At 65.9% G+C, this 23021-nt stretch carries 21 protein-coding genes and 1 pseudogene; 9 read left to right on the top strand and 13 right to left on the bottom strand.

Features of this window, described 5'->3' with window-relative positions; genetic code table 11:
- Positions 1–349: PE family protein (locus tag ACLP4W_RS25470; protein ID WP_442390162.1), on the bottom strand; the 349-nt coding region annotated here is incomplete at its 3' end.
- Between the two features lie 447 nt (positions 350–796).
- Positions 797–1585: a DUF732 domain-containing protein gene (locus tag ACLP4W_RS25465; RefSeq protein WP_442390161.1), complete on the bottom strand. Its 789-nt coding sequence runs from the start codon at positions 1583–1585 to the stop codon at positions 797–799.
- Positions 1586–1935: 350 nt separating this feature from the next.
- On the opposite strand from ACLP4W_RS25465, the gene ACLP4W_RS25460 reads away from it, so the two are divergent.
- Entirely contained in the window at positions 1936–2124 is a 189-nt protein-coding gene (locus tag ACLP4W_RS25460; RefSeq protein WP_442390160.1) for a hypothetical protein, read from the top strand.
- A 421-nt stretch (positions 2125–2545) separates the two neighbouring features.
- Here the strand turns inward: ACLP4W_RS25460 and ACLP4W_RS25455 are convergent, their stop codons facing one another.
- The 4 genes from ACLP4W_RS25455 to ACLP4W_RS25440 form a co-directional block, all read right to left on the bottom strand.
- The gene (locus tag ACLP4W_RS25455; RefSeq protein ID WP_442390159.1) at positions 2546–2731 is read right to left on the bottom strand and encodes a YegP family protein; all 186 of its coding nucleotides are present in this window, start codon (positions 2729–2731) and stop codon (positions 2546–2548) included.
- Positions 2732–2961: 230 nt separating this feature from the next.
- A complete protein-coding gene (locus ACLP4W_RS25450; RefSeq protein ID WP_442390158.1) occupies positions 2962–3462 on the bottom strand; it encodes a nitroreductase family deazaflavin-dependent oxidoreductase in 501 nt (166 codons plus the stop codon).
- 90 nt (positions 3463–3552) lie between these two features.
- A complete protein-coding gene (locus tag ACLP4W_RS25445; RefSeq protein ID WP_442390157.1) occupies positions 3553–4089 on the bottom strand; it encodes an NUDIX domain-containing protein in 537 nt (178 codons plus the stop codon).
- A 56-nt stretch (positions 4090–4145) separates the two neighbouring features.
- On the bottom strand, positions 4146–5024 hold the full coding sequence (locus ACLP4W_RS25440; protein ID WP_442390165.1) for an LLM class flavin-dependent oxidoreductase: 879 nt from the start codon (positions 5022–5024) through the stop codon (positions 4146–4148).
- A gap of 69 nt (positions 5025–5093) precedes the next feature.
- Here ACLP4W_RS25440 and ACLP4W_RS25435 point away from each other — a divergent pair, with 69 nt between their 5' ends.
- Positions 5094–5507 carry a VOC family protein gene (locus ACLP4W_RS25435; protein ID WP_442390164.1) on the top strand — a complete coding sequence of 138 codons (414 nt, stop codon included), beginning with the start codon at positions 5094–5096 and terminating at the stop codon, positions 5505–5507.
- 109 nt (positions 5508–5616) lie between these two features.
- Positions 5617–6006, top strand: a complete 390-nt coding sequence (locus ACLP4W_RS25430) for a VOC family protein (protein WP_442390156.1) — start codon at positions 5617–5619, stop codon at positions 6004–6006.
- Here the strand turns inward: ACLP4W_RS25430 and ACLP4W_RS25425 are convergent.
- From ACLP4W_RS25425 to cysD, 3 genes and pseudogenes are all read right to left on the bottom strand, one after another.
- Positions 6003–6488: an Rrf2 family transcriptional regulator gene (locus ACLP4W_RS25425; protein WP_442390155.1), complete on the bottom strand. Its 486-nt coding sequence runs from the start codon at positions 6486–6488 to the stop codon at positions 6003–6005. The genes ACLP4W_RS25430 and ACLP4W_RS25425 overlap by 4 nt on opposite strands.
- A 162-nt stretch (positions 6489–6650) precedes the next feature.
- A complete protein-coding gene (gene cysC / locus ACLP4W_RS25420; protein WP_442390154.1) occupies positions 6651–8504 on the bottom strand; it encodes an adenylyl-sulfate kinase in 1854 nt (617 codons plus the stop codon).
- Positions 8504–9495, bottom strand: a pseudogene (gene cysD / locus ACLP4W_RS25415) (sulfate adenylyltransferase subunit CysD). The gene cysC and the pseudogene cysD overlap by 1 nt, the downstream one beginning before the upstream one ends.
- Positions 9496–9656: 161 nt before the next feature.
- Between cysD and ACLP4W_RS25410 the strand changes: the two are divergent.
- Positions 9657–10046 carry a PaaI family thioesterase gene (locus ACLP4W_RS25410; protein ID WP_442390163.1) on the top strand — a complete coding sequence of 130 codons (390 nt, stop codon included), beginning with the start codon at positions 9657–9659 and terminating at the stop codon, positions 10044–10046.
- Between the two features lie 3 nt (positions 10047–10049).
- Here the strand turns inward: ACLP4W_RS25410 and ACLP4W_RS25405 are convergent, their stop codons facing one another.
- Complete coding sequence (locus ACLP4W_RS25405; RefSeq protein WP_442390153.1) at positions 10050–10550, bottom strand: beta-class carbonic anhydrase; 501 nt, start codon at positions 10548–10550, stop codon at positions 10050–10052.
- Positions 10551–10743: 193 nt separating this feature from the next.
- Between ACLP4W_RS25405 and ACLP4W_RS25400 the strand changes: the two genes are divergently transcribed.
- Genes ACLP4W_RS25400 through ACLP4W_RS25385 form a run of 4 tightly spaced genes read left to right on the top strand, consistent with a single transcriptional unit; the run spans position 10744 to position 16181 of the window.
- Positions 10744–11721 carry an ABC transporter permease gene (locus tag ACLP4W_RS25400; RefSeq protein WP_442390152.1) on the top strand — a complete coding sequence of 326 codons (978 nt, stop codon included), beginning with the start codon at positions 10744–10746 and terminating at the stop codon, positions 11719–11721.
- Positions 11718–12650 carry an ABC transporter permease gene (locus ACLP4W_RS25395; protein WP_442390151.1) on the top strand — a complete coding sequence of 311 codons (933 nt, stop codon included), beginning with the start codon at positions 11718–11720 and terminating at the stop codon, positions 12648–12650. The genes ACLP4W_RS25400 and ACLP4W_RS25395 overlap by 4 nt, the downstream gene beginning before the upstream one ends.
- Entirely contained in the window at positions 12647–14497 is a 1851-nt protein-coding gene (locus ACLP4W_RS25390) for a dipeptide ABC transporter ATP-binding protein (RefSeq protein ID WP_442390150.1), read from the top strand. The genes ACLP4W_RS25395 and ACLP4W_RS25390 overlap by 4 nt, the downstream gene beginning before the upstream one ends.
- Positions 14481–16181 carry an ABC transporter family substrate-binding protein gene (locus ACLP4W_RS25385; RefSeq protein ID WP_442390149.1) on the top strand — a complete coding sequence of 567 codons (1701 nt, stop codon included), beginning with the start codon at positions 14481–14483 and terminating at the stop codon, positions 16179–16181. Before ACLP4W_RS25390 ends, ACLP4W_RS25385 begins: the two co-directional genes overlap by 17 nt.
- 94 nt (positions 16182–16275) lie before the next feature.
- Here the strand turns inward: ACLP4W_RS25385 and ACLP4W_RS25380 are convergent, their stop codons facing one another.
- From ACLP4W_RS25380 to ACLP4W_RS25370, 3 genes are read right to left on the bottom strand one after another with little or no spacing between them, the layout of a single operon-like run.
- Positions 16276–17871 carry a GMC family oxidoreductase gene (locus tag ACLP4W_RS25380; RefSeq protein ID WP_442390148.1) on the bottom strand — a complete coding sequence of 532 codons (1596 nt, stop codon included), beginning with the start codon at positions 17869–17871 and terminating at the stop codon, positions 16276–16278.
- A gap of 49 nt (positions 17872–17920) precedes the next feature.
- Entirely contained in the window at positions 17921–20548 is a 2628-nt protein-coding gene (locus tag ACLP4W_RS25375) for an AAA family ATPase (protein WP_442390147.1), read from the bottom strand.
- Complete coding sequence (locus tag ACLP4W_RS25370; protein ID WP_442390146.1) at positions 20545–21696, bottom strand: metallophosphoesterase family protein; 1152 nt, start codon at positions 21694–21696, stop codon at positions 20545–20547. The genes ACLP4W_RS25375 and ACLP4W_RS25370 overlap by 4 nt, the downstream gene beginning before the upstream one ends.
- A 208-nt stretch (positions 21697–21904) precedes the next feature.
- On the opposite strand from ACLP4W_RS25370, the gene ACLP4W_RS25365 reads away from it, so the two are divergent.
- The coding region (locus tag ACLP4W_RS25365; protein ID WP_442390145.1) for a 13E12 repeat family protein at positions 21905–23021 on the top strand (1117 nt) is incomplete at its 3' end.

The following is a 23021-nucleotide window of genomic DNA, read 5'->3' as shown; positions in this document are numbered from 1 at the left end:
GCGCATTGATCACGCCGAGCAGATCCTGCTGTACCGTCTGCGCCGGATTTGCCGCAAACGCCGCAACATTGGCAGCCTCCGCGCTGGCATAGGAGCCCGCACCGGCGGTCAACGCCTGCACAAACTGGTCATGAAACGCCGCCGCCTGCGCACCGAGTGCCTGAAAGCCCCGACCATGGGCGGAGAACACCGCCGCAACCGCCGCCGACACCTCATCCTCAGCCGCGACCAGCACCCCCGTCGTCGGGGTCGCCGCGGCGGCATTGGCCGCGGTGCGTGTCGACCCGATATTCGCCAGATCTGCTGCCGCGGCTGTCACCAGCTCCGGCGCCGCGATCACGAACGACATGGGACACCTCCGACCACGTCATGACCGATGCATCAGAGTGACCCGGAATCGCCTGGCCAGCATCGGTCACGCGCAGATTCGAATCGTATCGCGATAAGGGGCAACCGATACCTGGGGTTTGCACAGGACCTGCATTGGGAAACCGGATCGCCGTAGCACCCGACGAAAGCAGCGATTTGCGTGTCCTGCAAACCTAGATCGGGTCCGCAACCCCACGAGGCGCCGCGGGTTGAAATGGGATGGCCGGGCGAGGGAGGAAATACCCGGCGTTAGACTCGGCCACCAATAGCAGAGGGCTTTCCACGGCCGCCCGCGATCGCGGGCACCTTCCCGGCGAGCGGGAACACCGCCATACACTATTGCCTCTGGTGTACCCGCTGGCGGCGATCTGAGCGCGTAAACGCGCTGGTGGCGGTACTCAAACCGGTGTGGTGCCGATGACCCGGATCACGGGTGGCCCGGGATGGCTTGCAGATCATCTCGGATGCCCTGCAGATTGCCTTGGATGCCTTGCAGATCGCCTTGGATGGCTTGCAGATTAGAGAGAGCATTCTGGAAGGCCGGCGACATGTCGTCCGAGCTTGCAGGTTCGTACTGGGGGCAGTACGAGACGATGGCACCAGCGGCGAAGTCGGCGCTTTGATTGGCGTCCCATATCGACGATCGCTGCACGAAGCCTACGGCGTCTGCGAAGTTGGATTGGTGCGCTAGGAAATCGCAGACGGCGTGCCCCTGGGACGTCACGTATTCGCGGCTGGGAACTGGCACGCCAACCTGTTTCAACCCGTCGATGAACGCCCTGTCGACGATGTCAACCGGCGGAGCTTGTGCTTTGGGCGGAGCCGGGTTAGCTGGCGCACTCGACGGCGGCGGGACTGCCGCCGGCTGCGCCGCTGGGTCTGGTTCGTGGACCGCGAACATCACCACTACCGCGGTGGCGAGGGCCACCAGAGACAGCGGCAACGCCGCAAAGGGGCCGAAGCGGCGCAGCACACCCCTACGCCCGTGAGACGTGATGTCGTCGGTTTCATCGCGCCGCGGCCAGGTGTCTGCGACAACCTCGGTGTCACACGCTTCAACCGCGTCGGTTTTGGACGTCCCCGCGCGGTGGCCTAGGCGCTCGTCGAGCAGTTCGTCGGCCTGTCCGCACGACGGCTGACCGCCCTGCTCACGAACCGATCGACGCCCAAGAGCGATGAGCCGCAATTCTGAGTCGATCGTCTCGCGGTCGCGCATATCAGTCAGTCTGAGCGTGACACGACGTTGTCACAAGTCTTCAAAAACTCACCGGCCAAACCCCTGTGGACGGGTATGGACCGCAATGGACCTCTGTGGCCTGAAGCCGCAAGTGAAGCAGCATGTTCCGGCCCCAAGCGTCGGCATCCCGCGGACGGCTGAGGCCCTCTCAATGGCGATCGGTGGCGCAATAATCGGCCGAATGGCGCGGACGGTCGCCGGATCTTGGCGCGGCGGGCTGATCTGGCACCGGCTGCGCTACTCTCCCCTTGCTGCGGGAGCAATGTGCGAAGCCAGTTATTAAGTGGAGGGGCTACTGCCCAAACCGACCGAATGAAAGGGACAGCTAAATGAGTTCGACCACCGTGACCGTGAGGCGCGATGAGGAAGGCAACGTACACGCTCACTGGGTCGGTTCAGTGACCTTCCATCCGAGCATCTATGGCGATCCCGGCTCGTTTGAGTCGCTGATCAACGAGTGCGTGGAGAACTTCACAAGGGAATTGAATTCGGAGATCAACCTGGACTTTACGAGGTAAGGCCAGCGCTGGGCTGATGCCCGATCGAGCACGGTCAGGTGCGTGGCCTCGGCGCGCACGGGTGTAACGATCCCGGTGGTGTCGGCGGCGTGAACAGAACAGGCTTCCGGTTGAGGTTAAGTGGTTCGCCGATGAGTCTCACTCGTCGTCATCGATGGCGTCGGTGAACCCGGCGTCGAGGACGGCGTGCTGCCCGTGGGCCTAGCGCCCGGTGATCCGTACGTCGTGTCCTGCGGGTCGAGGTGTGCTATGGCGTCGGTGAGTGGGGCGTTGGGCCATTCCCCGGACGTAACACCGGCGCCCACTTAGGACGCCGACCAAGCCGTCATCGCACGGCAGCGCGCCGCGACGACCATGTCGTGAGTTCGCCGTCGAATCTCCTGCGGGTCCGAACAGCGGTACGGCGCGATTTGTCGGCGGGCTACTTGTCGCTCAGGTCTTCGACCTTTGCATCGGGAGCGTGCTTCTTCACCGACTCGATGCCCTTCTCGGCATTCGCCCTGGTCTCGTACCCCTGGCTCGCGGCGATGATCTCGCCGTTGGCGGCCTTGAGGTGGAACCGATACTTGCCGGCCTTGTCTTTGCTGATTTCGAACTTGCCCGCCATTGAGCCCTCCTTGTTCGTTTGCTCGGACAGCAGAAACGCTACCCGCAAGTACTTCCCCACACCATCCCAACCGACACTCGCGCCACCATCTGCCCCGCGCGTCCCAACGGTGTCACAAGTCAGTCAAACCAAACCCGGGTGAACGGGTAGGGACTGCAATTGACCGCTACGGCGTGAAGCCGCAAGTGCCGCAACATGTTCCGGGCACGCACCTGGGCATCCGGTGGACCTCAAACTCGGGTGAGGACGAACGCCTCGATGTGGCGTTTGCCGGCCCGCACTTCGTACTTCCTCCAGCCGGGGTAGATCTCGACACCTTTCGCCCAGATCTCGTCGCGCTCGCGGGGTGTGGCGAGTCGCGCTGTGGCGGGCCAGGTATCGCGCCCGACGGTTACCGTCGCTTCTGGGTTGGCCTTCAGGTTGTGGTACCAGGCCGGGTGCTTCGCGCCGCCGAAGTTGGACGCGATGAGCCCCAAGCCGTCGGGGTGCGGGATTCCGTAGACCGCGACGGTGCGGGGCTCCCCCGATTTGGCTCCCGTGGTGGTGAGCATGACCGCGGGAACGCCCGTTGCGATCCCAGCGAAGCTGCTCCGGCCGCCGGTGATCTTGCTGATGACCTGGTCGAGGTGGTGTGCCGTCGGACGGAGAAGCGCCGCGCCCATCTTCGTGGCCGCGAAGGTGCGCATGATCCGATGGAACGCGTTGGCATCGTCAAAGGACTGGCGTGGCATGGTGTCATTGTCGCCCAAGCCGAGCGCGCGCACGACTTCGCCTGTGGATGGAACGGATTCGGCTAACGCCGGCCCCAAGATCCACCGCATTCATCGTCGGTGCAACAGGAACAGGCCGTAGGCGGCGATCGACTGCGCGTCGACGATCACTCCCGAGCGAATCATCTCCTCGACGTCTTCACGCGAGAACCACGCACTTTGCATGTCCTGTTCCTCGTGCTCACGATCCGCGTCTCCCTCGGTAATTCCGGTGGCCAAGAACACCCACCCACGCTGACTGGTCATTCCAGCAGCGACATCGAGCAGGCCGAGGGGCTCGAACGACGTCGCGAGCAGTCCTGTTTCCTCGCGCAGCTCACGTTCGGCCAGCGCGGACGGTTCGGCGTCCGCCAGACCCGGAGGGCTGCCCTGCGGAAACTCCCAGCGCCGCGCGCCGAGGGGATACCGGAACTGCTCGACCAAGCGGAAACGCTGCCCGTCGTACGGCATCACCAGCGCATACGTCGGCTTGTCTACCACGGAATAGATGCCGAGGCTGCCGTCCGGGCGGCGGATGTCGTCCTCGCGGACCACCAGCCACGGGTTCCGATAGATCTCGCGGGACGCGACGCGTTCGATGAAAGGCACGCCGCCAGTATCACAGTGAAGGACCCCAGCAGTCCGCGTCCGAGGGTGAGCGCGCCCTAAAGCTTCCCCACCACCTCGGCCGCGCGCCGAAGCTGGTCGAGGTCCGAACTCGTCGGGATGAGCTGAACCTCGTCGGTGCCGATCCCTTCGAACTTCCGCAGTACGGCCAGCAACTCGTCTTCGCTGCCGGCCCAGCCGGTCATCGGCGCCATCGCGTCGACGTATTCGGCCGGTATCCAGTTCATATAACGCCGCAGATGACGGTGTACCTGGGCGCGGGCCTGCTCGGGCGAGCCGAACGCGAACCAGAACGACGTCACCAGGTGGGGTTTGGGCTTGCCGGCCTGCGCCCACGCCTCCCGCGCCACGTCGAACAACTCATTCTGCTTGACGACGTCGAGGTCCAGGGTGGTGCCGGCCAGCCCGTCGGCCCAGGCCGCGGCGTTGCGGATGGTCTTGGGCCCGATACTGCCGACGAACAGCGGCGGACCACCGCGCTGGACCGGTGCCGGACCGACCGGCAGCACCGACTCGGTGATCTTCTCGCCGGCCCAGACCCGTTTCATCACCGCCACGCGTTCGGCCATGCCGCGCATAGTCTGCGTCGCCGGGTCGGCGCCCACGGCGTGGTAGTCCTCGTGCCTGCCGCCCACGCCGATGCCCACGCTCAGCCGGCCGCCGCACAGCACGTCTCCGGTCGCCAGCGCCTTGGCCAGCATGACCGGGTCGTGCAGCTGCGGCACGATCACCGTCGTCAGCAGCCGGACCCGACTGGTCCAGGCGGCCAGCGCGCCGAGCAGCGTCAGGTTGTCCGGGTTTTCGAATGCGATGCGCTCGCCCCAGCACAGCGACGAGAACGGGCCCTCGTCGATCGCGCGCGCCCAGTTCTGTAAAACCGTCGCAGTCAAGTCCGGCTCCATCACCGGCATGGTCATTGCTATCTGCACGACGGCGATTCTGGCACGCCGTCTACATCTGGCCCGTGGAATGGCAGCATGGGCCAGGTGGGTTTCACCAGTACTTCTATCGCGCACGTCCGCCTGACCGTCACCGACATCGAGCGATCCCGTCAGTTCTACGAAAGCGTGTTCGGTTGGCCGGTGCTGCTGGAGGTCCCCGAGAATGCCGACGAAGCAACCCGCAAGCAATTCGGCTTCCTGTTCGGCGGTGTCATCTACGACCTAGGCGGCACGCTGATCGGGCTGCGGCCGGTCGCCACGGACCGCTTCGACGAGGATCGCGTCGGTCTTGACCACATCGCGTTCCGGCTCAGCAGCAAGGCCGAATTGGACGCCGCAGCGGCCCATCTCGCCGAACTGGGTGTCCAGCACGAGCCGGTCAAAGACATTGGGCCGTCATACATCCTGGAGTTCCGCGACCCCGACAACATCGCCCTGGAGCTCACGGCGCCCAAGTAGGGGCTTGGGCCCGGATGTTCAGAGTGTTCACGAGGGTGCGCAAACTGACAGCTTTCACGGCGTGTCGATGTGCAGACACGCACGCTCGCGTGAAGGGTAAAGAGGAACTATGACCATCAGTTTCAACCACACCATTGTCGCCTCGCGCGACAAGCGGGAGTCCGCGGAGTTTCTCGCCGAGCTGTTCGGCCTGCCCGACCCGACACCGTTCGGCCGCTTCATGATCGTCGCACTCGCGCACGGCGCCAGTCTCGATTACGCGGACGTCCCCGAGGGCGAGGAAATCCGGCGACAGCACTATGCATTTCTCGTTTCCGAAGACGACTTCGATGCCATCTACGGCAAGATCAAATCGCGTGGTTTGCAGCACTGGGCGGACCCCCGTCAAGACCGGCCCGGAGAGATCAACCACAACGACGGCGGGCGCGGTGTGTACTTTCCGGATCCCTCCGGGCATGCCATGGAGATCCTGACCCGGCCCTACGGCTCAGGCAGTTAGTTGCCGCCGCGCGTTGAGCCGTGCCGTTTGCGCTCCTGATCGCGATATTCATCGGCGAGCTGCGCGACGTGCTTGGGCAGGGCACCCGTCGCGACGTCTGCCAACGTCGTCTCTTCCAGCACCGATCGCATACTGGCCCGCAGCGCCCGCCAGACATCCGACAGTGGCGCGGTTGGCCCGGAATACGGCAGGTCACCGAGTCCGATGTCGCGGACGCTGGCCAGCGGTCCGTCGATGCAGCGCAGCACGTCGGCAATGCTGATCTCGTTTCCCGGACGGGCCAGTTCATAGCCACCTTCGCGACCGCGGTGGCTTCGCACCAGGCGGTCGGTGCGCAGGTTGGTCAGGATGTCGACGAGAAATTGCGGCGGGATGCCCTGGGCTTGAGCTAGGTCTTCGGTCTTGACCAGCGTGCCACTGGTTGCCGTGGCGAGCTGGACCATCGCCCGCACCGCGTACTCCGCCTTGGCTGACATGCGCACGCTGAGGATTGTGCCACTCGCCCCGACGACGATGCGGTCCGCGCAGCGGACCGAGGAGGAGTGGGGCAATCAGGCCGAGCCCGACGACGATGCGGTCCGCGCAGCGGACCGAGGAGGAGTGGGGCAATCAGGCCGAGCCCGACGACGATGCGGGATCTTGTGCTACGACCGCGACTCGAGCAGGTCGATTATCTCCAGCGCCTGCTCCTCAACGGTACGCTCCGGGGTGAGCCGCAAATCCGGATTCTTTGGCCGCTGATACGGGCTGTCGATCCCGGTGAAATGCGTGATCTCACCCGCGCGCGCTTTGGCGTACAGCCCCTTGGGATCACGCCGCTCGCATTCCCGGAGCGGGGTGTCGCAGAACACCTCGAAAAAGTCAAAGCCGGCGTCGGCGTGCACTTTACGGGCCATCTCGCGGTGCTCGGCCAGCGGGCTGATCGCCGGCACCAGCACGACTTGGCCGGAATCCGCGAGCAGCGTCGCCACATGCGCCAGCCGCCGCAGATTCTCCGCTCGATCGGCCATGCTGAAGCCCAGGTCGGCATTCAGACCGTGCCGTAAGTTGTCGCCGTCGAGAACATAAGCGGGAAGGCCCATTTCGAGCAGTTTCTGCTCGACCAGCATGGCCACCGACGACTTGCCGGCACCCGACAGGCCGGTGAGCCACACCGTTCTGCCGCGAGCTGCCCTATCGGTGGCGGTAACCAACGACTTGTGCCGCACGGCGTTGGGGCTTGCCGCCTGCGCCGAGACATCCCGCAGCACCATGCCGGCCGCCACGGTTCCGTTGGTGTCCGGGTCGATGAGGATGAACGAGCCGGTGCTGGCGTTGCGCGTGTACTCGTCGAGCAGCAGCGGAACCTGGGTGCGCAGCGATATCCGCCCAAGTTCGTTGAGCTTCAACGCCGTTGCGGTCTTGTCGCGATGCAGGGTGTTGACATCGAGCCGGTAGTCCAGCGCGGTCACCCGCGCGCGCGTGGTCTTGGTGGTGTGCTTGATGACGTAGTCGCGGCCGGGCTCCAGTGCCGCATCGTCAGCCATCCAGCACACGGTCGCGTCGAACTCCTTGGCGACCCTGGGCTGGTTGTTGGTGCGCGCGATCAGATCGCCGCGCGAGATATCGATCTCGTCGGCGAGGCTCACCGAGACGGCCATCGGCGGAAATGCCTCTTCCACAGGACCGTTCGGCCCGTCGATCGCGGTGATCAGGGTGGTCTTGCCGATCGGCAGCACGACCACTTCGTCGCCCGGACGCATCACCCCGCTGGCCACTGTTCCCGCGTAGCTGCGGTGGTCTTGATGCTCGTGGGTGTGCGGGCGGATGACGTATTGGACCGGGAACCGCACGTCGACCAGGTTGCGGTCACCCGCGATGTAGACCTCCTCGAGATGCGAGAGCAACGACGGTCCCTCATACCACGGCGCCTTGTCCGACTTGGTCACCACGTTGTCGCCGTGCAGCGCAGACATCGGGATCGTGGCGACGTCTTGCACATCCAGCCGTGCGGCGAAGGCATAGAAGTCGTCCCGGATCGATTCGAATTTCTCTCTGTCCCAGCCGATCAGGTCCATCTTGTTCACCGCGAGCACGATGTGCTGGATGCCCAACAGCGACGCCAGGAAGGTGTGCCGGCGTGACTGCTCGAGCAGACCGTGCCGCGCGTCGACGAGCACGATCACCAACTGCGCGGTCGACGCGCCGGTCACCATATTGCGGGTGTACTGGATGTGTCCCGGCGTGTCGGCGATGATGAATTTCCGCTTGGGAGTGGCAAAGTAGCGGTACGCGACGTCGATGGTGATGCCCTGTTCGCGTTCGGCACGCAGGCCGTCGGTCACCAGCGCCAGGTCGGTGTACTCGTGGCCGCGCTCTTTAGACGTCCGCTCCACCGACGCCCACTGGTCTTCCATCACGGCCTTGGAGTCGTAGAGCAGACGCCCGATCAGCGTGGACTTGCCGTCGTCGACCGAGCCGGCAGTTGCGATGCGCAACAGCGTTGTTGGTGCGGCCATCAGAAGTAGCCCTGCCGTTTGCGGTCTTCCATCCCGGCCTCCGAGATCCGGTCGTCGGCCCTGGTCGCGCCCCGCTCGGTCAACCGCGACACCGCGGTCTCGGCGATGACCTCCGACACGGTGCCGGCCTCTGACTCCACACATCCGGTACAGGTGACGTCCCCGACGGTGCGGAAGCGCACTGTCGCCTCGAACACCGGCTCGTCGGCGCGCGGCTGCAGGTGCCGGTGGACCGCCAGTAACATGCCATCACGGCTGAACACCTTGCGCCGGTGCGCGAAATAGATCGGCGGCAACTTGATCTTCTCCGCGCCGATGTAGGACCAGACATCGAATTCGGTCCAGTTGGACAGCGGGAAGACCCGGATGTGCTCACCCTTGTGGTGGCGACCGTTGTAGAGGTTCCACAGCTCGGGCCGCTGGACCTTCGGGTCCCACTGGCCGAACTCGTCGCGGAAGCTGAATACCCGCTCCTTGGCGCGCGCCTTCTCTTCGTCACGCCGCGCTCCACCGAATGCCGCGTCGAACCCGTTCTCCCGGATGGCGCGCAACAGCGTCACGGTCTGTATCGGATTCCGCGACGGGATGGTCTCGACGACGCGGCCGGCGTCGATGTCTTCCTGCACCGACGCCACGATCAAGCGCACCCCGGCCTCGGCGACCAGCTCGTCGCGGGTGGCGATCACCTCGTCGAAGTTGTGCCCGGTGTCGACATGCATCACCGGAAACGGCAGCCGCCCGGGTCGGAATGCCTTGAGCGCCAGGTGCAGCATGACGATAGAGTCCTTGCCACCCGAGAACAACAGCACCGGCCGCTCGAACTCCGCGGCCACCTCCCGGATGATGTGGATCGCCTCTGCCTCCAGCGAGCGCAGATGGCTCAATTCGTACTGCCCCGCGGCCGGGCCGGCCTTCACAACGCTGCTCATGGCTTCCTTGGCCGATTCTCGATAAATCTGGTAGGACTTACCATATTTACAGTTATTGTCATCTATGGAACCAGCCGATTTCGCCGGTGTCAATGATTGGGTGGCGCGGCTGCCAAACAACGGACGCATCAGGCCAGGAGCGCCGGCGGCCCTTTCGCCGGGCTTGGCGGTGCGACAGCATGGGCGGATGCCAACCGCACCTGAGCCGCGTAGCGGCCGCGACGTGATCGCGGAGTTCCTCCCCCAATCGCCGTTTGTCGCGAAGCTGGGGATCGTTGCAGATCAACTGGGCGAGGACGAAGTCAGGCTGCGGCTGCCGTGGGACCCCTCCAACGTCACCGTCGGCGACATGGTCCATGGCGGCGCCATCGCCACCCTCGCCGATTTGACCGTGATGGCGGCGGCGTGGTGCGGCGCGGAAGCGCCCCCGGAACTGCGGGGCGTGACGGTATCGATGGCGCTGGACTTCATGGCGCCGGCTCGGGCCACCGACGTGCTCGGGGTGGGCCGGGTGCTGCGGCGCGGCCGGTCGCTGGTCAACTGCGAGGCCGAGATCGTCGACCCGGATGGCAGGCTGGTCGCCAAGGCCCTCGCGACTTACAAGATCGGCTGATGCCTATTGCCCGGCCAGCGTGACTTCCTCGAGCTTGCCGCTGGCAACGTCGAAGACGAATCCGCGCAGCGACACGTGCTTGGTGACGAACGGGCTGTTTTCGATCCGGCGCAGCGACTGCCGGACGTCCTCGGCCAGGTCCGGGAAGGCCTCGGCCGACCACGGCGGTTTGACCCCGGTCTCCTCCTGGATGGAGCGCTTGAAGTCGTCGTCGGTGAACGTCAGCATCCCGCAGTCGGTGTGGTGAATCAGGATGATCTCCTGGGTCCCCAACAACCGTTGGCTGATGGCCAGCGAGCGGATGGCGTCGTCGGTGACGACTCCGCCGGCATTCCGGATGACGTGGGCTTCCCCCTCGTTGAGACCGAGGATGCGATAGACGTCGAGCCGGGCATCCATGCACGCGACAACCGCGACGTGTTTGCTCGGCGGCAGCGGCAGTGGACCCTTGAAGTTACTCGCGTATGCGGCGTTGTTGACCAGGTAGTCATCGGTAACCGTCACGCAAGTCTCCCTCGGGTATCGCGGCCTGAAATTTGCTGGATCGGTCGGTGCCGCGGTGGATGTTAACAAGGGGCCACCCCCAATTCACGCATGAAAATCAGCCGGATCACAAGAAGGATGCGGTCGGCTATCAGGCTTGCTCGCGCCCGGCTCGCTAACCTGTCCCAATGCGGCACGGGCGGGGCAGTCGGGCATGATCCGCTTCCTTGCGCGCCGGTTCCTCAATTACGTCGTGCTGCTGGTGCTGGCGTCCTTCTTGACCTTCTGCCTGACATCCGTGACGTTTCATCCGCTGGACAGTTTTATCCAGCGCCACCCGGCGCCGCCCCCGGAGGCCATCCACGCCAAAGAGGTTCAGCTTGGCTTGGACAAACCCATCCCCATCCGGTACACGAAATGGATTTCCGGGGCTGTCCGCGGTGACTTCGGCGCGACGGTGACCGGTCACCCCGTCTCGCAGGAGCTGTGGCGTCGGATCGGGGTCAGCCTGCGGCTGGTGGTGATCGGTTCGGTGCTGGGCACAGTGATCGGCGTCATCGTGGGAGCGTGGGGAGCGATCCGTCAGTATCGGCTGAGCGACCGCGTGATCACCGTGCTGTCGTTGATCATCCTGAGCATTCCGTCATTCGTCCTGGCGAGCCTGCTCATCCTGGGCGCGCTGCGGGTGAACACGTTCACCGGGGTGGGAATCTTCCAATACACCGGTGAGACCTCACCGATTCCACCCAACGGATTTTGGGACCAGCTCGTCGAACGCGTGCAGCACATCGTTTTGCCGAGTCTCACGCTGGCCTTGGGCGCAATCGCGAGCTTCAGCCGCTACCAGCGCAACGCGATGCTGGACGTGTTGAGCGAGGATTTCATCCGGACCGCCCGTGCCAAGGGCCTGACTCGCCGGCGTGCGCTGTTCAAACACGGCCTGCGCACCGCGCTGATTCCACTGGCCACACTGTTCGCCTACGGGGTCAGCGGTCTGGTGGTCGGCGCGGTCTTCGTCGAGAAGATTTTCGGCTGGCACGGCATGGGCGAATGGGTGGTGTTGGGTATTTCGACTCAGGACACCAACGTCGTCGCCGCGATCACGATGTTTTCCGGGGCCGCGGTTCTTCTCGCCGGCCTGTTGTCCGACGTCATATATGCGGCGCTGGACCCCAGGGTGCGGGTGTCATGACCCGACAGGCCACCCCGGAGACCACGCCGGTCCGGGCCGGCGTCAACCCGGCCGCCTTCACGTCGCGGCGGACCCTGGTGGTCCGCCGATTCATCCGCAACAGGCCAGCGGTGGTGGCGTTGATTCTGCTGGCGCTGGGGTTCATCGGCTGCTATGCGCTGCCGCCGCTACTCCCTTACGGCTACACCGATCTGGACATCAACGCGCTGTTGCAGCCACCGTCAGGCGAACACTGGTTCGGCACCAACGCACTCGGCCAGGACCTCCTGGCCCGGACCCTGTCCGGCATGCAGAAGTCGATGCTGATCGGTTTCTGTGTGGCACTGATCTCGACAACTATCGCCGCCACCGTCGGTTCGATCGCCGGTTACTTCGGTGGCTGGCGGGACCGAGCGCTGATGTGGTTGGTGGACCTGCTGCTGGTGGTGCCGAGTTTCCTCCTCATCGCCATCGTCACTCCGCGCACCAAGCAGTCCAACAGCATTCTGTGGCTCATCGTGCTGCTCGCGGCGTTCGGCTGGATGGTCAGCTCGCGAATGGTGCGCGGCCTGACGATGAGCCTGCGAGAACGCGAATTCGTCCGTGCGGCGAAGTATATGGGCGTGTCGAGCCGCCGCGTCATCGTCCATCACATCGTGCCGAACGTCGCCTCCATCCTCATCATCGACGCCACGCTCAACGTGGGATTCGCGATCCTCGCCGAAACCGGTTTGAGCTTCTTGGGATTCGGTGTTCAGCCACCCGACGTGTCGCTGGGCACACTGATCGCGGACGGCACTCCTTCGGCCACCACCTTCCCGTGGGTTTTTCTGTTCCCGGCTGGGGCGCTGATACTGATAGTGTTGTGCGCCAACCTCGCCGGCGACGGCCTGCGGGACGCGCTGGACCCCGGCAGTCGGCCATCACGCCGCAAGAAGCGACCAAAGTGACAGCCCTGCTAGAGGTGACGGATCTCGATGTCACCTTCGAGACCGGCGACGTTTTCGTGCCCGCGGTGCGCGGCACGACCTACCACATCGATCCGGGCGAAGTGGTCGCCATCGTCGGGGAATCCGGTTCGGGCAAAAGCACTGCCGCGATGGCCGTGGTCGGATTGCTGCCCGAATACGCCAGCGTGTCGGGATCGGTGCGGTTGCACGGCGAGGAATTGCTCGGGCTGTCCGACCAGGCGATGTCACGGATCCGCGGCAGGGCGATCGGCACCGTGTTTCAAGATCCCATGTCGGCGCTGACTCCCGTCTACACCATCGGCGACCAGATAGCCGAAGCCATCGAGGTGCACAACCGCGACATCCGCCGAGCGGACGCCCGCAAGCGGGCCGTCGAGCTGCTCGAGCTGGTCGGCATCGCGCAGCCGGACCGCCGGGCAAAGGCCTTCCCGCACGAGCTCTCCGGCGGGGAGCGCCAGCGGGTGGTGATCGCGATCGCGATCGCCAATGATCCGGACCTGCTGATCTGTGACGAACCGACCACCGCGCTGGACGTCACTGTGCAGGCCCAAATCCTCGACGTGCTCAGAACCGCGCGAGACGTCACCGGCGCCGGCGTGCTGATCATCACCCACGACCTGGGTGTGGTGTCGGAGTTCGCCGACCGGGCAATGGTCATGTACGCCGGACGTGGGGTCGAGATCGCCACGGTTGAAGATCTTTACCGCGACCGCCGGATGCCCTACACGGTCGGGCTGCTGGGTTCGGTGCCACGACTGGACGCCCCACAGGGCACCCGGCTGATTCCGATCCCCGGCGCGCCGCCGACGATGTCGTCGCAGTCGCCCGGTGCCTGTCCGTTCGCGCCCCGCTGTCCGCTGGTCATCGACGAATGTCGTTCGGCGGAACCCGATCTCGTTCCCATCCGGGACGGCCACTGGGCGGCGTGCATCCGCACCGACGACGTCGCGGGGCGCAGTGCGGCCGAAATCTTCGGCGTGTCAACGCAACCGGCGGCAATCGATAGCGTCGCGGCCCAACCCCCGCTGGTGCTGCGGGTCACCGACCTTTCCAAGACCTACCCACTCACCAAGGGGGCGTTGTTGCGCAGGCAGGTGGGTGAGGTGCGGGCTGTCGACGGAGTCAGCTTCACCCTGGAACAGGGCCGCACCCTGGGCATCGTCGGCGAATCCGGATCGGGCAAATCGACTACGCTGAGCCAGATTCTCGAGCTCAGCAGACCCCAGGCCGGTTCCATTGAGATTCTCGGCGCCGATGTCGCGACCCTCGACGCAGCCGGCCGTCGTAAACTACGGACCGAACTGCAGGTGGTATTTCAGGACCCGGTGGCGTCACTGGACCCCCGCTTCCCCGTGTTTGACGTCATCGCTGAACCGTTGGTGGCCAACGGGTTCGACAGGCGTCGGTGCGAAGAACGGGTCGCCGAGCTACTGACGATCGTGGGGCTGGACCACGCCGATGCCAGCCGCTATCCCGCCGCGTTCTCCGGTGGGCAGAAGCAGCGGATTGGTATTGCGCGAGCGCTGGCGCTGCAGCCGAAGATTCTCGCGCTCGACGAGCCGGTGTCGGCGCTCGACGTGTCGATTCAGGCGGGCATCATCAATCTGTTGCTGGACCTGCAGGCGCGATACGGGTTGTCCTATCTGTTTGTGTCGCACGATCTTTCGGTGGTCAAACACCTCGCGCACCGGGTGGCGGTAATGTACCGGGGAAAGATCGTGGAGCAGGGCGACGGCGACCGGTTGTTCATCAACCCACAGCACGAATACACGCAGCGATTGCTGGCCGCCGTCCCGCGGGCGCACTCCGATGTCGCCGGCGGTTAACATCGTTCGGGTGACGCACCCGCCGATAGTCCGCAGGCTTGCGCTGCTGGCGCTGGTGGCTATTTTGGTCGTTACTGGCTGCTCAAACGGGTATCAGGACCTCCCGGAGGCGCGCGCGGCGCGGGTCGGCACCACCAGCGACATCAACCCACGGGACCCGGCGACGCTGCGCGACGGCGGCAACCTGCGGCTCCCGCTGACATCATTTCCGGACAACTTCAACGAATTGAACATTGACGGCAACACGGCCGACGTCGGTGCGATCGTCACGCCGATACTGCCGGGGGCGTTCATCACCCACGCCGACGGGACGCTGAAGCTCAACACCGACTACTTCACCGGCGCCGAGCTGACCGGTACCAACCCCCAGGTCGTCACCTACACCATCAATCCGAAAGCAGTATGGAGCGACGGCACCCCGCTGACCTGGGAAGACCTCAAGGCGGAGGTCGACGCCTGCAGCGGCCGCGACAAACGGTACTTGATCGCCAGCAGAGCCGGGTTCGAACGCGTGAAGACGGTGACCAAGGGCGTTGACGATCGCCAGGCGGTGATCACCTTCACCGAGCCGTACGCCGAATGGCGAGCCATGTTCGCCGGCGGGATGCAACCCCGCAGCATGACGACGAACCCCGATGTCTTCAACAAGGGCCAGCTCAACGCCCCCGGCCCGTCGGCTGGACCGTTCATGGTGTCCAAGATTGACAGGACCGCGCAGCGCATTGTGCTGACCCGCAATCCCCACTGGTGGGGCGCCAGGCCGCGGCTGGACTCGATCACATTCCTTGTGCTCGACGCGGCCGCCGTCATTCCCGCCCTGCAAAACAACGCGATCGATGCTGCCGGCGTGGGCGCGCTCGACGATATGGTCACCGCCCAGCGCACCCCCGGAATCGTGATCCGGAGCGCGTCGGCCCCCACCTGGTACCACTTCACCTTCAACGGCGCACCCGGATCCATCATGGCTGACGAGCGGCTGCGGCTGGCGATCTGCAGAGGCATCGACCGCCAGGCCATCGTCAACGTCGCCCAGCACGGCCTGACCGACCATCCGGCGCCGCTGAACAACCACATCTACGTTGCAGGCCAGGTGGGCTACGAAAACAACAGCGCACCAGCCGCTTACGACCCCGGCCAGGCCCGCAGAGACTTGGACGCGCTGGGCTGGAAGCTCAACGGAACGGTGCGGGAGAAGGACGGCAAGCAGCTGGTCATTCGTGACGTGTTCTTCGATGCGCAATCCGGCCGGCAGATCGCCATGGTCGCCCAGCACAACCTGGCACAGATCGGTGTCAAGCTGGTGCTCGACCCTAAACCGGGCACGGGATTCTTCAGCCAGTACGTGGGCGTCGGCGACTTCGACATCACTCAATTCGGGTGGGTGGGTAACGCATTCCCGCTGTCTGCGCTGCCTCAGATATACACCTCCGACGGTGACAGCAACTTCGGCAAGATCGGCAACCCCACAATCGACGCCAAGATCGATGAGACGCTGTCCGAACTGGACCAGGCCAAAGCCCGCGCACTCGCCAACCAGGTGGACACGATGATCTGGCAGGAAGGTTTCAACCTGCCGCTGTTCCAGTCACCCGGTGACGTCGCGGTACGAAGCGATCTCGCTAACTACGGCGCGCCGGGGCTGGCCGACATTGATTACATGGCAATTGGATTCATAAGAAGCTGATCCCGGAGGTCGCCACCCGGCGCACCAAGCCGGGCAGCACCGCTGCGGCCCGCCACGGCTTCATTCTGCCGAAGCGGCCGCGCTCATCCCTGGCTCAGCCCGCGTCGGCCCGGATCAGGTCGGCGGCCTTCTCCCCGATCAGCACCGACGGCGCGTGGGTATGCCCGCGAACGGTGCTCGGCATCACCGAGGCGTCGGCCACCCGCAGTCCGTCGACCCCGCGGACCCGCAGCTCGGGATTCACCACGCTGGCGTCGTCGCTGCCCATCCGGCAGGTGCCCAACGGGTGATACAGGGTGTGCGAGCAGGTGCTGAGCGCCAACTCGAGGGTGGTTTCGTTCAGCTCGGTGGCGTCGCGCGGTCGCGCGATGGGGCCGAGCAGGCCTTTTAGTGGAGGCGCCTCGGCGATCCGGGCGCATATCCGCAGCCCTTCCATCATCGCGGCACGGTCCAGTCCGGCGGGATCGGACAGGTAACGCGGGTCGATGACCGGCTTGTCGTGCGGGTCGGCGGACCGCAGCGTGATCTGGCCGCGGCTTTCCGGCGCGACCAGGATGGGCCCGAACACAACTCCGTGTCCCTGCGGCTCGACGAGTGCCTCGTCGTAGAAGGGCGCCGGTCCGAAGATCAGCTCCAGGTCGGGTAGGTCCAGCTCGGGTCGGCTGCGGACGAATCCGTACGCCTCGCCGACGTTGGAGGTGAGCATGCCACGGCGCCGCAGCAGGTAGTCGATCAACTCTTTCGGCTTTTGGCAGGCGAACAGGCTGCCGCCGTCCACGTCGAAACCCAGCGGTGCGACCAGGTGGTCGAGCAGGTTCTGCCCAACCTCGGGTGAGTGGTAGACGGCGTCGATGCCGTGCTCGGCGAGGTGATCGCGATCGCCGATACCGGACAGCATCAACAGCTGGGGACTGTTGACAGCACCGCCGCAGAGGACCACTTCGCGACGGGCGTAAGCGACGCACTGCTGACCGTCGTGCTGGTATTCCACGCCGACCGCCCGGGGTCCGGCGATGAGGACTCGGGTGGCGGTCGCCTCGGTGAGCACGGTGAGGTTCTTGCGACGCATTGCCGGCTTCAGGTAGGCGTCGGCCGCGCTGAACCGCGTGCCCCGGCGCTGGGTGACGACGGTCTCGCAGAAGCCCTCCGGTGCAGCGGAATTCGGTCGCGCAGAAGGGAATCTGCACTCGCGTGTCGCGGCCAGCCAGGCCGCGGTCGAGGGCCGCGGGCTGCGCTGACGGGAGATGTGCAGCGGCCCGGTCACTCCGCTGTCGTCGCCGCTGACAAAGTGCCATGCGGCGGTGACGTTCTCGATGCGACGGAAGTATCCGAGCGCCTCGGCGTAAGACCAGTGCGGGCCGGCTCGTACGGCCCACTCGTCGTAGTCGGCCGCGAATCCGCGCACCCACATCATCGCGTTCATCGACGATGAACCGCCGAGCACTTTGCCCCGCGGCCAATAGATTTCGCGACCACCGAGTTCTGGCTGCGGTTCGGTCAGGTAATCCCAGTCGATCTCGCTGCGGAACAGCTTGGGGAAACCGGCTGGGATGGGGATGAATCTGTCCGTGTCGCGCGGTCCGGCCTCCAGCGCAACCACCGAGGTGGCAGGATCGGCGCTGAGGCGATTCGCCATGACCGCACCCGCTGAGCCGGTACCCACAACGATGTAGTCGCAGTGAACGTCCATAGTGCTCCCGTTTTCGGGGAGTGTAGAACGCGTGGGATAACCGCGAGTGCTAAACGTTGAGATCGATGCGGTGCGCGCCCTTGACGCCGTCGTAGCGGTCGGGACTGCACGTCAGCACGATCACCTGTCCGTGAGCGCCCACCGCATCGAACACCTCCCCCATTTTGGCCAGCCGATCCGGATCGGTGAACCCCAGCGCGTCGTCGACGACCACCGGAACGGTGTCCTCCTTGGCCACCAGGGCGGCGCCGGCCAGCCGTGCCAGGATGCCGAGTTGCTCTTTGGCCCCGCCCGACAAGGATTCGTATGGCACCGTGACGCCGTCCAGGGTGCGGCTGCGCACACACAGGTCGCTGTCGATGTCGACCTCGAAAGAGGGCCCGAATACCGGGCGGCCGAGCCGTTGCAATTCCGTGCGGTAGGGCTCCACGTAACGCTGCCTGGTGGTGTCGCGGTGGCGCGACATCACCGAACGCAGCAGCCGCGCGGCCCGGGCCCGGCCACCGACCCGGTTGTGCTGGCTGGCCGCATGCTCACGTTCGGTCTCCGCGGCGTCGAGCTTGCCTTGGCGACCCTCGCTGCCGAAGACCGAAAGTTCGATGCCGATCTCGCGCAACGCCCGGGCAGCATCTTCGTAGCGTTCGTGTAGCGACTCGGCCGCTTCGGTGGCATCGGCCAATTCGGCTGCCACCGCGTCGGGTTCCGCGGCCGCCAGCTCGTCGGCCAGTTCTGTGACCCGCCGTTCCGCGGTGTTCGCCTGTTGCATCGCGGCGTCCGCCGCCGACGCGAGGTCCTCATCGCTAACCGACATCCGCTCCTGGGCCAGCCGGTCGGTGGCCGCCTGCAGCTCGCTTCGTTGAGTCTCCAGCGTATTCTGCAAAACCGTTGCCCGGGTAGACAACTCGGCGAGCGTGCCGTCGGCGGCGGCCGCGGTCCGGCGGCGAGCCTCGCATTCGCCCTGCGCGGCCACGCGAGCGGCCTCTGCCGCATCGAGTTGGGCGCGGGCGGCGGTGATGTCCATCGCGACGAGGTCCGGCTCGGCCGGCTGACCGGCGCGGAACTGCGCCAGCCTCGAGCGCAGTTCATCGATCTGTTCATCGCCGCACAGACCGGCCACGGTGGCGGTCAGCTGGTCGCGGGTGCCCTGCAGTTCGCGGCGGCGCTGGTATGCGCATCGTGCCGCCGCGAGGTCAACCACATCAGCGGCCTTCAACGCCGCAGCCAGTTCGTCTTGTGCTGTGGCATATTTGGCTTGGATATCGAGTGCGGTCGCGCCGGGAGTGACCCGCGCGGTCAGGACACCCGGGATTTCGACCGTGGTGGCGCCGGTCGCCGTGATCGACCAGCTTTGGCCTGCCGACAGCGACACCTGTTGGTCGCCGACGGCGAGTTCGATGTCGGCCGCGGCGGTGAATTCCACTGCCGCAGACATCAACGCCAACTGGCCGCCGATGCGATCGACGCAAGCCGCGGCGTTCTCGATATCCCGCAGCGACTCCTCGGTGACGGCTACTACTGGAGGTTCTGCAAGCTCTGCGCAGAGCCGGTCGCGGTCCCGTTCGATGGCGGCGATCTTGGCCAGCCGGGCGCTCAACCGGTCGGCCTCCTCGCGGGCAGCGAGTTGGTCGACGGTGCGCCGGGCGGATTCGGCGCGGCGTTGCAGGTCTGCCAGGGCCGCGGCGGCTTCCTCGACCGCGGTGGCCGAGGCCTCGGCGTCGGCGTGCGCCGTCGCCTGCGCGTCGGCGGCTTGGTGCGCCTCGGCCGCGGCGGCGGCGACCGCAGCTGTGCGAGTGTCGATTTCGGCCAGCAACCGCGAGCGCCCGCTGTGGGCCCCGGTGGCCGCGGCGCTGGTCGCAGCCGCCGCGGCGCCGACCAACTTGGCCTCGTGCGCTTGGTTGGTGAGTTCGGTGATCCGGTGGGCGGCGGCCTCCGCGGCGACGAGCCGGGGACCGGCGATGATTCGCTGCTGCGACAACTCGGCCACCCGCTCGGTCAGGACGGCGTGGCGACATACCCGGTCGTCGACCTCGGCGACCGCCGCCGCGCATTCCGTGACCGCGGCCTCGGCGTCGGTCAGCCGGGAGATCGCGCCGGACCACTCCCCGGTGGGACGTCCGGTCGGGGTGAAATAACGTCCATACTCGGCGTCGATCCGGTCGATGAGCAACGGCTCGGTACCCGATGCCGCGTCGTCACCGGCCGCCACATCGAGCGCGCGGGACAGGGCGTCACAACCGGAAAGGTCCACCGCGGCGGTCGACGTGGCCTGCAGCACCCGCTGGGCGTGCCACAGGTCGTTGTCCACCGTCTCGGCCAGCATCGCCTGGACCCGTTCGTGGGCGTCGTCACCGGTCAGCTGTTCGCGGCGCGGCGTCAGCACCGTCAACTCCGTTTCGCACTTCTTGTGAAACCGCTTGCGGTAGACGAAACGATAAGCGCCACAGCTGATTTCGGCACTGACCTCGGAGCCGACGTCGCTGTTGGTCGGCTTGACCTGCTTGACCTCTTTTTTCGTCGAGCGATCCCTGGATTCCAGCAGCAGGTCCAGCGCCTCGATCATCGACGACTTACCAATTTCGTTGGCGCCGCATACCACCACCACACCGTGGTCGGGGAACTCGATTTCCCGGTGCGCGATGCCGCGGTAGTTCGCCAGGACCAACCGGTGCAGCTTCATGCGGCGCCCCGATCGGCGAGCCGCAGCAACAGTGCCAGCGCCGCCTGCGCGTCTACGGCGGATTCGGCGTCCGCTTCGCGTGCCGTCGCCACCAGCTCCTCGACGGCCGCGGCGGCGAACCCGCCGATACCGAGATCGGTGAACTCGCCGTCAGCGGGTACAACCGCCAGGTCCGTGTGGCGTTCCCAGAGGCCCAGCCAGCCGAACAACCGTGCGTACTTGTCCAGGCAGGCGTCCAGCGCGGCCCGATCGGTGACCGTCAACGAACCGGTCAGTGCCAACCGCACCACTGTTCGGTCCTTCTCGGTCATCAGGTCCAGGTTCATGTCGAGGTCAGCGACGTCGCGGCTGGTGTCGACCTGACGGTGCATCGTGACAAACCGCCAGTGGCCGACGTGCCGGGATTCCACCGTGACGGCGCGGCGCGGGTCGCTTTCGTCGATGTCGACCATCAGGACATGACCGGGGTTGGATTCGACGTCGTCGAAGTTGGTGACTTCCGGTGAGCCCGAGTACCAGACGCGACCGCTGCCGCCGACCTGCGTCAGCGAATGCTTGTCCCCCAGTGCCACATAGTGCAGCGCGCCGCGGGCCAGCGCGTCGTCGAGCTCGGCGAGCCGGATAAGCGACGGTTTGTCGCGATCGGGGTCCAGCACGTCGACACCGCCGTGGGCGACGAGGATCCGGGTGACCTGGGCCGGGGACAGGCCTTCGAGGACTTCGGCGACCAGGTCGGTGGTCGGGGCCTTGGACCGCCAGGGCGCGGCGACGATCTCCAGCCCGGGCCGAACCTGATGGACGCCGGCCCGATCGAGCACCACGACGTTGTCGGGACGTTCCGCGGTGAACAGCGCGCTGGTGTAGACCGACGACGCATCGAGTGGGTCGTGGTTGCCCGGCAGCAAGTAGACCGGAATTCCGATGGCGCGCATAGCTTCCAAGGACTGCCCGATCACCTGCGGGGAGAGCTGATTGTGTTCGAAGACATCGCCGCCGACCACGACGAACTCGGCGCCTACCTCCGCCGCGAGCATCCCCAGACCGGCCACCGCGTCCCGGCGGGCGGCCGAATACCGTGGCTGGGCGTCGCCGGCGAGAAAGTGCCGAGTCATGCCGAGTTGCCAGTCGGCGGTGTGCAGGAATCGCATGCCGGCGAGCTCCTTCCGAAATTGCGTGGCTATCAAGGCACCGCGAGTCTAGGACCGCGGACCGACAAGACGCGGGACCTCGTTCGGCAGGTCTGTCGCGCGCCGCGCGGCCGTGCCCGCCTGCCGCAACCAGTGCACTGAAATCGCTTACTTACCTGCACTTTCTGCACGGCGGTTTTTTGTCGGTGGGCTCGGTTAGTTTGGCGGTATGAGTGGCAGCGGGGTCGTTGATCGAGAGGAGTTGTCGGCGGCTTTTGATGCGCTGGACGCCGCGTTCGACGGGGTGGCCGGGTTTAATTTCGACGCGCTGGCCACTCGGGAGCAGCTGGCGTTGCTGGAGCGCTGTGAACGGCTGCGCCGGCGGCTACCGGCGGTAGAGCATCCGCTGATCAATTCCGTTGCCCGCCAAGCGACGCCAGAAGAGCTGGGCGGCAAACTGTCGCATGCGATCGCGGAGTGGACACTGACCAGCCGCGCCGAGGCTTCCCGGCGCATCCGCGAGGCCGCCGATCTGGGGCCGCGACGGGGACTGACCGGTGAGCCGTTGCCGCCGCTATTGGCCGCCAGCGCCGCCGCGCAGCGAGCCGGGAAGCTGGGAGAAGGCCAGGTCGCGGCGATCCGCAAGTTTTACCACCAACTGCCGGGCTGGGTGGATGCCACGACCCGGGAACGCGCCGAAGCGCAACTGGCGCGGGTGGGATCGCAGTTTCGCCCCGAACAACTGGCCGGTCTGGCCGACCGGCTGGCCGACTGCATCAATCCGGACGGGATTTACAGCGATGAGGACCGGGCGCGACGGCGCGGGGTGACGCTGGGTAAACAAGAAGATGACGGCATGTCCGCGCTACGCGGCTGGTTGACCCCCGAGGCCCGCGCCACCTTGGAGGCGGTCTTGGCCAAGCTGGCCGCGCCGGGCATGTGCAATCCGCTCGACGACACCCCGTGTGTAGACGGCCCGCCTTCCGAAGAGGCCATCGAGCATGACACCCGCAGCACCGCCCAACGCAACCACGACGCCCTGCTGGCCGCGCTGCGCGCGCTGCTGGCATCGGGAAAGCTGGGCCAGCACAACGGGCTGCCGGCCTCCATCATCGTCACCACTACGCTCGGTGAGCTGGAAGCGGCCGCCGGGTGCGGCCTGACCGGCGGCGGCAGCATCCTGCCGATGAGCGACGTCATCCGCCTGGCCCGGCATGCCCGCCAATACCTGGCCATCTTCGACAAAGGCAAGGCCCTGGCGCTGTATCACACCAAGCGACTCGCCTCGCCCGCTCAGCGAATTGTGTTGTACGCCAAGGATCGTGGCTGTTCGGCCCCGGGATGCA

It is taken from the genome of Mycobacterium sp. (assembly GCF_052145595.1).
GTDB lineage: Bacteria > Actinomycetota > Actinomycetes > Mycobacteriales > Mycobacteriaceae > Mycobacterium.
Note: the sequence above shows the minus strand (reverse complement) of the source record. Positions and strands in the feature narration are given on the sequence as shown.

Excerpts from the sequence above, each read along its gene's own strand:
- ACLP4W_RS25430 (WP_442390156.1), top strand. The coding sequence starts at position 5,617 with ATGACCATCAGTTTCAACCACACCATTGTCGCCTCGCGCGACAAGCGG.
- ACLP4W_RS25465 (WP_442390161.1), bottom strand. The coding sequence starts at position 1,585 with ATGCGCGACCGCGAGACGATCGACTCAGAATTGCGGCTCATCGCTCTT.
- ACLP4W_RS25380 (WP_442390148.1), bottom strand. The coding sequence starts at position 17,871 with ATGGACGTTCACTGCGACTACATCGTTGTGGGTACCGGCTCAGCGGGT.
- ACLP4W_RS25395 (WP_442390151.1), top strand. The coding sequence starts at position 11,718 with ATGACCCGACAGGCCACCCCGGAGACCACGCCGGTCCGGGCCGGCGTC.
- ACLP4W_RS25455 (WP_442390159.1), bottom strand. The coding sequence starts at position 2,731 with ATGGCGGGCAAGTTCGAAATCAGCAAAGACAAGGCCGGCAAGTATCGG.
- ACLP4W_RS25460 (WP_442390160.1), top strand. The coding sequence starts at position 1,936 with ATGAGTTCGACCACCGTGACCGTGAGGCGCGATGAGGAAGGCAACGTA.
- ACLP4W_RS25385 (WP_442390149.1), top strand. The coding sequence starts at position 14,481 with ATGTCGCCGGCGGTTAACATCGTTCGGGTGACGCACCCGCCGATAGTC.
- ACLP4W_RS25450 (WP_442390158.1), bottom strand. The coding sequence starts at position 3,462 with ATGCCACGCCAGTCCTTTGACGATGCCAACGCGTTCCATCGGATCATG.
- cysC (WP_442390154.1), bottom strand. The coding sequence starts at position 8,504 with ATGGCCGCACCAACAACGCTGTTGCGCATCGCAACTGCCGGCTCGGTC.
- ACLP4W_RS25370 (WP_442390146.1), bottom strand. The coding sequence starts at position 21,696 with ATGCGATTCCTGCACACCGCCGACTGGCAACTCGGCATGACTCGGCAC.
- ACLP4W_RS25375 (WP_442390147.1), bottom strand. The coding sequence starts at position 20,548 with ATGAAGCTGCACCGGTTGGTCCTGGCGAACTACCGCGGCATCGCGCAC.
- ACLP4W_RS25400 (WP_442390152.1), top strand. The coding sequence starts at position 10,744 with ATGATCCGCTTCCTTGCGCGCCGGTTCCTCAATTACGTCGTGCTGCTG.
- ACLP4W_RS25440 (WP_442390165.1), bottom strand. The coding sequence starts at position 5,024 with ATGACCATGCCGGTGATGGAGCCGGACTTGACTGCGACGGTTTTACAG.